This is a genomic window from Pseudomonas sp. NPDC087804, from assembly GCF_044742965.1.
Taxonomy (GTDB): domain Bacteria; phylum Pseudomonadota; class Gammaproteobacteria; order Pseudomonadales; family Pseudomonadaceae; genus Aquipseudomonas; species Aquipseudomonas rustica.
The window spans coordinates 223061-235423 of sequence record NZ_JBIUVN010000003.1; the positions used below are offsets into that span (position 1 = coordinate 223061).

Annotated in this window: 10 protein-coding genes; 7 read left to right on the plus strand and 3 right to left on the minus strand. The window is 58.7% G+C overall.

Features of this window, described 5'->3' with window-relative positions; all coding sequences use genetic code 11:
* Nucleotides 1–3: 3 nt before the first annotated feature.
* A complete protein-coding gene (locus ACIOMO_RS09750) occupies nt 4–816 on the minus strand; it encodes an HDOD domain-containing protein (RefSeq protein WP_172680168.1) in 813 nt (270 codons plus the stop codon).
* 227 nt (nt 817–1043) lie between these two features.
* Here ACIOMO_RS09750 and ACIOMO_RS09755 point away from each other — a divergent pair, with 227 nt between their 5' ends.
* From ACIOMO_RS09755 to ilvD, 6 genes are all read left to right on the plus strand, one after another.
* Entirely contained in the window at nt 1044–1583 is a 540-nt protein-coding gene (locus ACIOMO_RS09755) for a type 1 glutamine amidotransferase domain-containing protein (protein WP_159811894.1), read from the plus strand.
* Between the two features lie 308 nt (nt 1584–1891).
* Nucleotides 1892–3088, plus strand: a complete 1197-nt coding sequence (locus ACIOMO_RS09760) for a class I SAM-dependent rRNA methyltransferase (protein ID WP_212545090.1) — start codon at nt 1892–1894, stop codon at nt 3086–3088.
* Nucleotides 3089–3533: 445 nt separating this feature from the next.
* A complete protein-coding gene (locus tag ACIOMO_RS09765; RefSeq protein WP_401240242.1) occupies nt 3534–4607 on the plus strand; it encodes a SagB family peptide dehydrogenase in 1074 nt (357 codons plus the stop codon).
* Entirely contained in the window at nt 4604–5581 is a 978-nt protein-coding gene (locus ACIOMO_RS09770) for a diiron oxygenase (RefSeq protein ID WP_401240244.1), read from the plus strand. Before ACIOMO_RS09765 ends, ACIOMO_RS09770 begins: the two co-directional genes overlap by 4 nt.
* On the plus strand, nt 5574–6806 hold the full coding sequence (locus ACIOMO_RS09775) for an MFS transporter (protein WP_401240246.1): 1233 nt from the start codon (nt 5574–5576) through the stop codon (nt 6804–6806). Before ACIOMO_RS09770 ends, ACIOMO_RS09775 begins: the two co-directional genes overlap by 8 nt.
* Before the next feature lie 255 nt (nt 6807–7061).
* Nucleotides 7062–8903, plus strand: a complete 1842-nt coding sequence (gene ilvD / locus ACIOMO_RS09780) for a dihydroxy-acid dehydratase (RefSeq protein WP_212545094.1) — start codon at nt 7062–7064, stop codon at nt 8901–8903.
* A gap of 142 nt (nt 8904–9045) precedes the next feature.
* On the opposite strand, the gene ACIOMO_RS09785 is transcribed toward ilvD, so the two are convergent.
* Nucleotides 9046–10107: a haloacid dehalogenase-like hydrolase gene (locus tag ACIOMO_RS09785; RefSeq protein WP_141126275.1), complete on the minus strand. Its 1062-nt coding sequence runs from the start codon at nt 10105–10107 to the stop codon at nt 9046–9048.
* 241 nt (nt 10108–10348) lie between these two features.
* Here ACIOMO_RS09785 and ACIOMO_RS09790 point away from each other — a divergent pair, with 241 nt between their 5' ends.
* Nucleotides 10349–11740, plus strand: a complete 1392-nt coding sequence (locus ACIOMO_RS09790; protein ID WP_401240250.1) for an L-cystine transporter — start codon at nt 10349–10351, stop codon at nt 11738–11740.
* A gap of 90 nt (nt 11741–11830) precedes the next feature.
* On the opposite strand, the gene ACIOMO_RS09795 is transcribed toward ACIOMO_RS09790, so the two are convergent.
* A complete protein-coding gene (locus tag ACIOMO_RS09795) occupies nt 11831–12343 on the minus strand; it encodes a dihydrofolate reductase (protein ID WP_401240252.1) in 513 nt (170 codons plus the stop codon).
* Nucleotides 12344–12363: the final 20 nt, after the last annotated feature.

The window sequence follows — 12363 nt, forward strand, 5'->3', positions numbered from 1 at the left end:
GAATCAATGCGCGCCGAGGTCGCGAATCGTTTGTTTGAGGGTTTCGAAATCGTAGTCCGACAGACCGACGTAATCGAGAATCAGCGGGCCGATGCTGTTCCACTCGTGGTCTTCGGTCTGGTTGCCCAGCACGCGATACGACGCACAAATGTGTTCGGCCATCTTCAACAGCGCCAACAGATTCTTCAACTGGCTGTTGCGCGACGACTCGTCGCTGAAGATCGCCAAGGCGTTGTGGTGATTGGCGATCGCGGCGCTGACATGCTCCGGCAGACGCCAGGACTTCGCTGTGTAATAGCCGACCACCGCATGGTTGGTGTTGAACGTACGGTTTTCGGTATCGACCACGCGGCAGGTCGGGCTGGCGTTGGCGTACGCCTCTTCCAGCACCGACATGTAATTGGGGAAACGCTGCAGCATCAACGGCACGCCGCAATCGTGGAACAGGCCCAGCGCGTAGGCTTCATCGCCGGCCTGAGTGCCGATGCGTTTGGCCAGCGTCAGGCAGGTCATCGCCACGTCTTGGGCGGTGTCCCAGAAACGGTTGAGCGTGACGATGGTGTCGTCGTTCATCTCGCCCTTGATCGACTGCGCGTTGATCAGATTGATGATCGAACGGCTGCCCAGCAGATTCACCGCGCGCTGGATCGAAGTGATCTTGTTGCTCAAGCCGTAATACGGCGAGTTGACGATTTTCAGCAACGAACCGGACAGGCCGGGATCCTGGGCGATCAGCTTGGCGATCACCTCCAGATCCGGGTCGGGCATGTACTGCTCCATTTGCAGATCCACCATGATCTGCGGTTGCGCCGGCACACTGATGCCTTGCAGCGATTGTTGAATCTGTTCGGTGGTCAGCTCTTGGGACATATGTACACACTCAGGGACAGGCGGCGATTCTAACCGCTGAGACCGCAGGGCGACACACCGACGGGCACATCGGAGGAACTTTCATTCAAGCTCAGGCTTCGGATTTGGTAAGGCGCGGCGAAAATTTTCTGGCCGCTGCGCCAACAAATTCCCACTGGCTCAGGAGCTTATCGATGGCCACTTCCCTCAACGGCAAGCGCGTCGCTTTTTTGGTAACCGACGGTTTCGAACAGGTTGAACTGACCGGCCCCAAGCAAGCGCTGGAACAGGCTGGCGCGCAGGTCGACATCCTCTCGGCCGAGGCCGGCACGGTCAAAGGCTGGAACCACGACAAACCGGCGGATGACTTCAAGGTCGATCAGACCTTCCAGGCTGCCAGCATTGAGCAGTACGACGCGGTGGTGTTGCCGGGCGGCGTGCAAAACTCCGACACCATTCGCATCGATCAGGACGCCCAGCATCTGGTCAAGACCGGCGCCTCGGCCGGCAAACCGATTGCGGTGATCTGCCATGGCAGCTGGCTGCTGATTTCGGCGGGGCTGGTGAATGGCAAAACCATGACCAGCTATAAAACCGTCAAGGATGATCTGGTCAACGCCGGCGCACATTGGGTGGATAAAGAAGTGGTCAAGGACGGCAACCTGATCAGCAGCCGCCAGCCGGATGATATTCCGGCGTTCAGCAAAGAGCTGATCGACACATTGTCTGCTTAGCGTTCAAGGCAGTTGCTCCCACATGGGAATGCATTTCTCCTTTCACACTGATCTATTGTGGCGAGGGGATTTATCCCCGTTCGGCTGCGCAGCAGACGCAAAACCTGACAGCGCGGTGTATCAGACATACCGTGTCAGATGGATTTGGGACGGCTGCGCCGTCCAACGGGGATAAATCCCCTCGCCGCAGATAAATCCCCTCGCCACAAGTAAATCCCATCGCCGCTGGAACGCACCACATGTCCATTTGCCGGCCAATCAGCCGGCCTGACGCGCTATACTCCCGCTCTTTTTTCCGGAGCGACGTCATGTCCCTGCCTAGCCTGCGCCTCAAAGCCAACGCCGACCGTCGCCTGCGCAACGGCCACTTGTGGGTCTACAGCAACGAAATCGATGTGGCCGCCACCCCGTTGCACGGCTTCAAGGCCGGCGATCAGGCGATCCTCGAAGCCGCCGGCGGCAAGACTTTGGGCATCGTTGCGATGAGCCCGAACAACCTGATCTGCGCCCGTCTGGTGTCCCGCGACATCAAGGTGCAACTGGACAAGTCGCTGCTGGTGCACCGCCTGAACGTGGCCCTGTCACTGCGCGATCGCCTGTTCGACAAACCGTTCTACCGTCTGGTCTACGGTGACTCCGACCTGCTGCCGGGTCTGGTGGTTGACCGTTTCGGCGACATCCTCGTAGTCCAGATCGCCTCGGCGACCATGGAAGCGCACAAAGATGACGTGATCGCAGCGCTGACCCAAGTGCTCAAGCCAAGCGGCATCCTCTTCAAGAACGACTCCGCCGCGCGTGACGCTGAAGGCCTCAATCGTTACGTCGAAACCGTGTTCGGCCTGGTGCCGGAGTGGGTGGCGCTGGAAGAGAACGGCGTGAAATTCGAAGCCCCGGTCATTCAGGGTCAGAAAACCGGCTGGTTCTACGACCACCGCATGAATCGCGCACGCATGGCGCCTTACGCCAAAGGCAAACGCGTTCTCGACCTTTATAGCTACATCGGTGGCTGGGGCGTGCAAGCTGCTGCCTTCGGCGCCAGCGAAGTGTTCTGCGTCGATGCCTCGGCCTTCGCCCTCGACGGCGTTGAGCGCAACGCCGCACTGAACGGCTTTGCCGACAAGATGACCTGCATCGAAGGCGACGTCTTCGAAGCGCTGAAAGAGCTGAAAGCCAGCGAAGAGCGTTTCGACGTGATCGTTGCCGATCCGCCGGCGTTCATCAAACGCAAGAAAGACATGAAGAACGGCGAAGGCGCCTACCGTCGTCTGAACGAGCAAGCCATGCGCCTGCTCAACAAGGACGGCATCCTGATCAGCGCTTCGTGCTCGATGCACCTGCCGGAAGACGATCTGCAGAACATTCTGCTGACCAGCGCCCGTCACCTGGATCGCAACATCCAGATGCTCGAGCGCGGCGGTCAGGGCCCGGATCACCCGGTGCACCCAGCCATCGCCGAAACCCGCTACATCAAAAGCATCACCTGCCGTCTGCTGCCAAACAGCTGATTGGTCAGTAAAAACGGGGGGCCCAAGGGCTCCCCGTTTGTTTTTGGGCGGTGCAAGGCCGTCTGTTTCACTTCAAATCCAGCCGACTCCTACAATTAACTTCCTACAGTCTTGCAGGAATTTTCCGCGCACCTGTTAATTAGCGAAAAACAACTGACAAGTTTGTACAAGGGGCGAGATCGCTCCGACAAAATTACTGGATTTTTCCTACTTAATCTCCACTTGCCATTAATCGATTACAAACTATTATTGAGTTGTCACCACGAGGTGGCATTCAATCTTAATGAACAAGGAGTTCATACTATGAAAGCAATTACTCTGGAAACCAACAAAATCGCAAACCTCGCTTTTCTGGTTGCGCCTAAAGCCCGCTAAGTAAGTCAGGACGCTGGGGAGTGCCGGCACCCCAGCGTCCATCAGCCCTTTCCAGAGTGAAGCATTGAACATGCACATCAATCCGTACTTATTTATATTGCCGCGCACGCCCGGACAAATCGTCTGGAACTATAAAGAACACACTCAACACGAACTTGATCTTGATTACGCTTCAAGACTGGCGAAACTTATCGACAACCCGAACGCATTCGACAGTCGCAACATAATAGACATACAACTATTAAGCGTGGGAATTTTAACCATTGCAAAAATAGACAACCCGCCTTGGGGCTGGGATGAGTTATCCAAGATATTTCATATAGGTACGCAGAACATTCCCTGCGAAGCGACACCCAAGAATATTAATGAATGGTCCAGACAATATCTGGATCATTGCAATGACGTACTGAGCAAACCACCGCCCGATAAAGAACGCCCCACACTGGAAGGCGCGCGACGCATCGCGCTGCCGGCGCCTGCCGTGCTAAGCAACGACCGCTTGGGAAACGTCCTGCGCCAGCGCAAAACCAGTCGTTCCTTTACCGGTGAAGCGGTCACGCTGAATGACGTTTCCACCCTGCTCTATCTTTCCCTCGGTTATCTGCACGAACGCCAGCAGGATCGTGACAGCAGTATCGCCCTCGGGCTTGATGCCCGTCGCAGCAGTCCTTCCGGCGGCGGTTTGAATGCGTGCGAAGGTTTTGCGCTGGTGCAGAACGTCAGCGGCCTGAAACCCGGCATCTACGCCTATAACCCGGTAGAGCACGCCTTGAGCCTTATAAACCCGCTGCCCGACTCGGCGCTGGGTCAACTGCTCGGCGGACAACACTTCATCAACAACCTGCCGCTGGGCCTGTTCATTACCGCGCGTTTCGACAAGCTCTGGTGGAAATATGAACACTCACGCGCCTATCGCATGGCGTTCGTGGAGGCTGGGCACTTGTCGCAATCCTTTCAGTTGGTTGCCACGGCCCTCGGTCTCGGCACTTGGCTGACCGGCGCGTTCTCTGATGATCAGGTTGAAGCCCTGCTGAAAATTACCGGCAGCGCGGAACAACCGTTGTTCTTCGTCGGTTGCGGCGCCAGCGACGGTCAAGCGATGTGTCAGGAAATGCAGGCGCTGTTGCTGGAGGTGCAAGCATGAACGCAATCACCTCCGACCAACTGGAAGCCTCAGTGTCATGGGCGCACAAGTTCACCCTCGATGACTGGAACGGCCGCGCATCGGTGCGCACTTCTCAACACACCTATCAATTGCCGGATGACCTGCAAGAACAGCTGAAAACCCGCCACTGGTTTCCTCCGGCCTTTTTGCCGTACCTCTCACATCCGGCCATTCGCGCTGCTGGCAGCGAGGTCATACAACGGCTGACGGCCAATCATCTGGTGCATTTCCTCGACTACACCACGCTGCTCGAGCACCGCATCGTCAACCGCGCCGTGGAAACCATCGTCCACGGCGAGTTGCCTGCCTTCGTGCCCTCGCGCATGAAAAACGCGGCGCTGCAGCTGTACACCGACGAAGGCTATCACGCGCTGTTCTCCAATCAACTGGCCGAGCAGATCGCCAGCCAGTACGGCATTACCGAGCGCCCGGTGATGCCCATGCGCATTACCCAGTTGAACACTGCGATTACCCGTGTGCCCGAGACGGATCGCCCACTCGCGTGGTTTCTGCTCGGTTTCGTCTCGGAGACGATCATTGCCCGGGAGTTGCTCGAGGTTTGCCGTGACACGCTGGTCTCCAGCGTCAGCGACATGCTGCGCGATCACCTCGCCGACGAGGCCCGTCACAGCCGCTATTTTTCAGAAGTGTTCCATTACCTGTGGCTGACCCTGAACAGCCGTCAGCGCACCTTCAGCGCCAGAATGCTCCTGGAGTTCCTGCGAATCTTTTTCGAAGTCGACGAGCGCTGGCTGAAACAGAGCCTGCGCAGTGTCGGGATTGCCGACGACGTCATTCGCAAAATCCTCGACGGATTGATCAGCCCCAGAGCCAGTCGTCAGCGCACCAGGGCCGGGGCGAAGGCAACGCTGGAGGCGATGACAAAAGCAGGATTTTTTGCCCTCATCAATAACCGCAAACTGTTCGCCAAGGCAGGCCTGGTCGATGAATAGAGGAAAAGCCGCAGTGACCGCCGGGCAACGCCGCGGCGCGGTCAGTCTGCTGATGGCGATGGTGCTGCTGGGAGTGTTTCCGCTGGATGTGCTGCTGCCATCGTTTCCGGCACTGGCCGAGCACTTCCGCACCACTCCGGCCAATATTGCGCTGTCGATCAGCCTGTTTGCGGTGGGCATCGCTTTTGCGCAACTGCTGATCGGGCCGCTGTCGGATGCCATCGGGCGCAAGGGTTTACTGCTTGTGGGCATGAGCATTTCGATGCTCGGTGCCCTCGGTTGCGTAAGCACCAGCGATTACACGCTGTTCCTGATATTCCGCGTGATGCAGGCCCTGGGCTGTGGCTGTTTCGTGTTGTCGCAAGCCTTGGTGCAGGATCTGTTCGAAGGCGAGCAAAGGGATCGCCTGCGAATCCTGATGGTCACCGCCTCTGGGATTTTCATCTCGGTATCACCGCTGGCCGGCACCTTCCTGCAGGCCACGCTTGGCTGGCGCGGCAGTTTCTGGGTGTTTATCGGGTTGGCCGCCGTGGTGCTGATCAAGGCGTGGCTGTTTCTGGACAGCAGCCGGCCGGCTCACAGCGGCGCTCGCCCCGGCTTCATTCGCTCTTATCGGCGAGTGCTGGGCGACTTCGAATTCGTCAGCTACTGGCTGATATCCGCCTTCGCCTTCGCCTGCCACTTTTCCTTCATCGTGATTTCACCGTTGATCTTCATGGATCAACTGCAAATGGCGCCTTATGACTTTTCACTGATTCTATTGATCTACGGCGCGGCCTACATTGTCGGAGGGCTCGTCGCCACAGTCCTCAGCCGGCGAATCAAACCCGGCCAGCAAATGCTGGTCGGGCTTGGCCTGATCCTGCTGTCGGGGCTGGCGATGCTGTACCTGTCGTCGAACTTCGCGTTGACGTCAGCGACCGTGCTGATTCCGATGCTGATCTGCACCGCCGGCACCACCATCGCGCGCCCGGCCGCCACGTCGAAAGCCATGGGCCTGTTTCCCGAGCTTGCCGGTACCTCGGCGGCGGCGGGCAGCACCCTCACTTTTATCTGCGGCGGCCTTATCAGCGCATTGATCAGCCTGAGCCCGGCCAACCTGCAAGCCACGCTGGGTTACAGCTTTGTCCTGCTCAGTGGCGTGGCGCTGGCGTTGAACAGTCGGATCAGCCGTCGCGCCAGAATCCATGAAAGCCATGCCATGACGCAGCCGGGCGGTGATTAAAGCTGCCGGTCGTCATGCCACACACGCCGTCGGCACTGGAACAACACTTTGCGCCATTCCCTCCAGACGCCAGCGGTGTAGAATCGGCAGATTCATCGCCATTCATCCCCGGCGGGTTTATGAGCTCAGGCTGAGACCAGCGGCGATCCCGCAACGTCATCGGCAACTTCCGGACACACGGCCATTTCTGAGTGTTCCAGAGGACAATAGAAGCTCACTCCCATTTAGTACCTGATTAGCCGCCCGGAGTGCTCCATGCCAGATTATCGCTCGAAAACATCCACCCACGGCCGCAACATGGCCGGCGCCCGCGCACTGTGGCGCGCCACGGGGATGAAAGATGACGACTTCAAAAAGCCGATCATCGCCATTGCCAACTCGTTCACCCAGTTCGTACCGGGCCACGTGCATCTGAAGGATCTGGGCCAACTGGTCGCCCGCGAAATCGAACGCGCCGGTGGTGTAGCGAAAGAATTCAACACCATCGCCGTGGATGACGGCATCGCCATGGGTCACGACGGCATGCTGTACTCGCTGCCGAGCCGCGAGATCATCGCCGACTCCGTCGAATACATGGTCAACGCCCACTGCGCCGACGCCATCGTGTGCATTTCCAACTGCGACAAGATCACCCCGGGCATGTTGATGGCTGCCTTGCGCCTGAACATTCCGGTGATCTTCGTTTCCGGCGGCCCGATGGAAGCCGGCAAGACCAAACTCGCCTCCCACGGCCTCGACCTCGTCGATGCCATGGTGATCGCCGCCGACGAAAGCGCTTCTGACGAGAAAGTCGCCGAATACGAGCGCAGCGCCTGCCCGACGTGCGGTTCGTGCTCCGGCATGTTCACCGCCAACTCGATGAACTGCCTGACCGAGGCACTGGGTCTGGCATTGCCGGGCAACGGTTCGACCCTCGCCACCCACAGCGACCGCGAACAGTTGTTCCTGCAGGCTGGCCGCACCATCGTTGAGCTGTGCAAGCGTTACTACGGCGAGAACGACGAATCGGTACTGCCGCGCAACATTGCCAACTTCAAAGCGTTCGAGAACGCGATGACGCTCGACATCGCCATGGGCGGTTCGACCAACACCATCCTGCACTTGCTCGCTGCCGCCCAGGAAGCCGAGATCGATTTCGACTTGCGCGACATCGACCGTCTTTCGCGCAGCGTTCCGCAGCTGTGCAAAGTCGCGCCGAACATCCAGAAGTACCACATGGAAGACGTGCACCGTGCTGGCGGCATCTTCAGCATCCTCGGTTCGCTGGCCCGTGGCGGTCTGCTGCACACCGACCTGCCGACCGTGCACAGCCGCAGCATGGAAGAAGGCATCGCCAAGTGGGACATCACCCAGACTGACGATGAAGCCGTGCACCACTTCTTCAAGGCCGGCCCTGCCGGTATTCCGACGCAGACGGCGTTCAGCCAGTCGACCCGTTGGGAAACCCTCGATGACGACCGTGAAAACGGCTGCATCCGCAGCGTCGAACACGCCTATTCGCAAGAAGGTGGTTTGGCCGTGCTGTACGGCAACATTGCTCTCGATGGCTGCGTGGTGAAAACCGCCGGTGTCGACGAGTCGATCCACGTCTTCGAAGGCAACGCGAAGATCTTCGAAAGCCAGGACAGCGCCGTACGCGGCATCCTCGCTGACGAAGTGAAGGCTGGCGACATCGTCATCATTCGCTACGAAGGCCCGAAAGGCGGCCCGGGCATGCAGGAAATGCTCTACCCGACTTCGTACCTGAAATCCAAAGGTCTGGGCAAAGCGTGCGCCTTGCTCACCGACGGTCGTTTCTCCGGCGGTACGTCCGGCCTGTCCATCGGTCACGCTTCGCCAGAAGCAGCGGCCGGCGGCGCGATCGGTCTGGTGCAGGACGGCGACAAAGTGCTGATCGACATTCCGAATCGTTCGATCAACCTGTTGGTCAGCGACGAAGAACTGGCGGCACGCCGCGCCGAACAGGACAAGAAAGGCTGGAAACCAGTCGAGATTCGTCCACGCAAAGTGACCACCGCCCTCAAGGCCTACGCCCTGCTGGCGACCAGCGCCGACAAAGGTGCGGTGCGTAACAAAGCGATGCTTGACGGGCTGTAAGCCTTAAACGTCGAAAAGAAAATGCCCCGCCTGAGTGCGGGGCTGATCGTTCCCTGTAGGAGCTGCCGAAGGCTGCGATCTTTTGATCTTGCCCTTAAAACAAGATCAAAAGATCGCAGCCTTCGGCAGCTCCTACAGGGGATTACTGGATTTCTTCAGGCTTGACGATCACCCAGTTCTTGTCCGCCGTCACCGGCAACCCTTCCTTCGCCTGCGCCGCTGCGTGTTTGGCCATCATGCCGTTCAACTGCGTCATGTACTTGTCCTTGCGGTTGATCCACAGGTGAATCCCGCCCTTCGCCACATCAACATCGTGGAACAGCATGTAACCGTCGCTCGTCGGCGTATCGCCACCGACCAAGACCGGTTTTTTCCACTCGTCGATGTAAGTGAGGATCGCCGCGTGCTTGCCGGCCATCCACGTCGCCGGCGTCCACAAGTACGGCGTCAACTCCAGACCCAAATTGGCCTTCTCGTCATATTTACCGGCGGTGATCTGCTTGCGCGCGGTGGTCAGTTCGTTGGTCTCGCGGTTTTTCAGCAGCGTGGTCACACCGATAACGTTTTGCGGTTTAACGTTGTAGCCGTACTTCGGATCCGCCGCGACCATGCGCACCAGTTCCTCGGAAGCCGCGGTCATCACGTAAACCTCGATGCCGTTCTCCATCAGCTTGTTGTAAAGCTCAACCTGGCCGGTGAAGATTTTCGGCGGCTGCACGTCAAGTGTTTTGACCACATCGCCTTCGTAATAAGTCGCCGGCACCGGTTTGCCCGAAGCCATCAACTCATCGACGTAGCCTTTGAGTTCCTTGAGCGTAAAACCGGAGAACACCTGCGCCACCCACGGGTAGCAGACCATGTCGTCGACTTCACAGAGGCGGTAGTAGTAACTGAACAGGCTTTCCTTGTGGTCGGCGGTGTCCTTGAACGGCATCAACTTCAGGGAGGGGTCGAGTTTGTCGCGGGTGATCAGGCCCTTGTTTTCCATGAACGGCAGCAAGGATTCTTCGAGGTCGTAGCGGTAACTGGTGTTGTCCATGTCGAACACCGCGTAGTTACCCTTGTTGGCGTTGGCCGCGATCATCGCGTCCAGCGCTTTCGCCTGATCCGCCGGCCAGTGTTTCAGGTCGGTGGCGAAAGCCTGAGAGGCCAGGCCCATGCCCACAGCCAGTGCGACAGCCAGAAATTTCGGTGCGAATTTCATCGACGCTTTCTCCCTGATGTAAAAGCATCGACGCTAACAAATGTGTATGACAGTCCTCGTCTGTCAGCGACCGCCCACGCCGCTATTTGCGCCAGATGCATTGCCGAGAGCGACAAGCGCTTATTCCAAAAACGACGGACGCCCGAAGATTTCGGTATTAAATCATTGCAAATCAAGCTGTTAGGCTTGCCGGTTCGCAGCAGCCCCGGAAGGCTGTTGGCAAAGTCTTTCTGGAGTTCTCATGAACCTACCGTTGATTCTCAACCTGCTGGTGTTCCTCGCCCTGCTGTTCGGTCTGGCACAAACCCGCCACACCACGTGGAGCCTGGCGAAAAAAGTCCTGCTCGCACTCGCTTTGGGCGTGGCTTTCGGCGTGGCGCTGCACACCGTTTACGGTGCCGGCAACCCGATTCTGAAAACCTCGATCGGCTGGTTCGATCTGGTCGGCAACGGCTACGTGCAGTTGCTGCAAATGATCGTTATCCCGCTGGTGTTCGCCTCGATCCTCAGCGCCGTGGCGCGTCTGCACAATGCGTCGTCGCTGGGCAAGATCAGCTTCCTGACCATCGGCACGTTGCTGTTCACCACCGCGATTGCGGCGCTGATTGGCATCGGCCTGACCAACCTGTTCGGCCTCACCGCCGAGGGTCTGGTCGCCGGCACCCAGGAAATGGCCCGTCTGCAAACCATTCAGACTGACTACGCCGGCAAGGTCGCCGACCTGAATGTGCCGCAACTGCTGCTGTCGTTCATCCCGCAAAACCCGTTCGCCGACCTGGCCCGGGCCAAACCGACGTCGATCATCAGCGTGGTGATTTTCGCCGCATTCCTAGGGGTTGCCGCGCTGCAACTGCTCAAGGATGACGTCGAAAAAGGTCAGAAAGTGATCAACGCCATCGACACCCTGCAAGCCTGGGTGATGCGTCTGGTGCGTCTGGTGATGAAGCTGACCCCGTACGGCGTGCTGGCGCTGATGACCAAAGTGGTCGCCGGTTCCAACCTGCAGGACATCATCAAGCTCGGCAGTTTTGTCGTGGTGTCGTACCTCGGTCTCGGCCTGATGTTCGTCGTACACGGTTTGCTGGTGTCGGCGGCCGGGATCAACCCGCTGCGTTTCTTCCGCAAGATCTGGCCAGTGCTGACGTTCGCATTTACCAGCCGTTCGAGCGCGGCGAGCATTCCGCTGAGCATTGAAGCGCAGACCCGTCGTCTGGGGATTCCGCAGTCGGTGGCGAGTTTTGCTGCGTCGTTCGGTGCGACCATCGGCCAGAACGGTTGCGCCGGTCTGTACCCGGCGATGTTGGCGGTGATGGTGGCGCCGACCGTTGGCATCACCCCGCTGGATCCGCTGTGGATCGCGACGTTGGTGGCGATTGTGACGCTGAGTTCGGCCGGTGTGGCCGGTGTCGGTGGCGGCGCGACGTTCGCGGCGCTGATCGTGCTGCCGGCGATGGGTTTGCCGGTGTCACTGGTGGCATTGCTGATTTCGGTTGAACCACTGATTGATATGGGGCGTACGGCGTTGAACGTGAGTGGCTCGATCACGGCGGGTGCGATTACCAGTCAGGTGATGCAGCAGACTGATAAAGAACTGCTGGATGCCGATGAGCATGCGGAGCTTGCTCAGGCCTGATGTAAAGCAAGATCAAAGGATCGCAGCCTTCGGCAGCTCCTACAGGGGGAACACGGATACCGTGTAGGAGCTGCCGCAGGCTGCGATCTTTTAAGTCTTCTCCCAGACTTCGAAGTTGTACGCGGGTTTGTCGCCTTCAGCCGGATTCGGCACATTCGACACCAGCTTCCACTGCTCCAAATCAAACTCCGGAAACCACGCATCCCCTTCCGGGCTCAACGCCACGCGCGTCAGATACAGACGATCCGCCTGCGCCAGCCCTTGCGCGTACAACTGCGCGCCACCAATCAGCATCAGCTCATCAACGCCCTGCTCTTTCGCCCATTCTTCGGCGCGAACCACCGCTGCTTCCAGCGACGGATACACCTCGGCACCTTCCAACACCAGATCGGCCTGACGGCTAACGACGATGTTCAAGCGCCCCGGCAACGGGCGGCCGAGCGAATCCCAGGTCTTGCGACCCATGATGATCGGCTTGCCCAAGGTCGTGGCCTTGAAGTATTTGAAGTCCCCCGGCAGGTGCCAGGGCATGCTGTTGTCGACGCCGATCACGCGGTTTTCACCGAGGGCTGCGATCAGGCTGAGGGGGAGTGATTTAGTCATGCCGGCGAGGATACCAGAGC

What these genes read in the sequence shown, in the direction of transcription:
- ilvD (WP_212545094.1), top strand. Translation starts at nt 7,062, where the DNA reads ATGCCAGATTATCGCTCGAAAACATCCACCCACGGCCGCAACATGGCC.
- ACIOMO_RS09785 (WP_141126275.1), bottom strand. Translation starts at nt 10,107, where the DNA reads ATGAAATTCGCACCGAAATTTCTGGCTGTCGCACTGGCTGTGGGCATG.
- ACIOMO_RS09775 (WP_401240246.1), top strand. Translation starts at nt 5,574, where the DNA reads ATGAATAGAGGAAAAGCCGCAGTGACCGCCGGGCAACGCCGCGGCGCG.
- ACIOMO_RS09790 (WP_401240250.1), top strand. Translation starts at nt 10,349, where the DNA reads ATGAACCTACCGTTGATTCTCAACCTGCTGGTGTTCCTCGCCCTGCTG.
- ACIOMO_RS09760 (WP_212545090.1), top strand. Translation starts at nt 1,892, where the DNA reads ATGTCCCTGCCTAGCCTGCGCCTCAAAGCCAACGCCGACCGTCGCCTG.
- ACIOMO_RS09795 (WP_401240252.1), bottom strand. Translation starts at nt 12,343, where the DNA reads ATGACTAAATCACTCCCCCTCAGCCTGATCGCAGCCCTCGGTGAAAAC.
- ACIOMO_RS09755 (WP_159811894.1), top strand. Translation starts at nt 1,044, where the DNA reads ATGGCCACTTCCCTCAACGGCAAGCGCGTCGCTTTTTTGGTAACCGAC.
- ACIOMO_RS09765 (WP_401240242.1), top strand. Translation starts at nt 3,534, where the DNA reads ATGCACATCAATCCGTACTTATTTATATTGCCGCGCACGCCCGGACAA.
- ACIOMO_RS09770 (WP_401240244.1), top strand. Translation starts at nt 4,604, where the DNA reads ATGAACGCAATCACCTCCGACCAACTGGAAGCCTCAGTGTCATGGGCG.